This window comes from Dellaglioa sp. CoH-57-MRSF-17, from assembly GCF_056782015.1.
Genome location: NZ_JBXAXY010000138.1, coordinates 1 through 272, shown reverse-complemented (window position 1 = coordinate 272; position 272 = coordinate 1). Strand labels below are relative to the sequence as shown.

The window sequence follows — 272 nt, the reverse complement described above, 5'->3', positions numbered from 1 at the left end:
GCACAGACCAGCTGGAGCCGTACGGAATTGGTGTACCCGCGTGACGTGTCGATCAAGGTGATTCGCTGATGGAACTCGATCTTTCGAACAACCGGATCGACCGGCTTGCTCAGGTGGTAGCTGCACTCGAACAGCACCACCCCCGTAATGAGAAGGGTCCTATCTGCATCGTGGCCCCGCGTCGAGTGCATCGCCAGTGGAAGTACGCGTGGCGGCAATATCAGCTGTGGCGCACGGCGCAAAAGCGCCCGACGCAGCGCTACATGCTGTAC

1 protein-coding gene is annotated in these 272 nt (G+C 59.9%); it reads left to right on the top strand.

The features are described from left to right. Nucleotides 1-68: 68 nt before the first annotated feature. Nucleotides 69-272, top strand: a 204-nt coding sequence (locus tag AC1RPJ_RS08170; RefSeq protein ID WP_481762909.1) for a hypothetical protein, incomplete at its 3' end; no start/stop codon positions are given.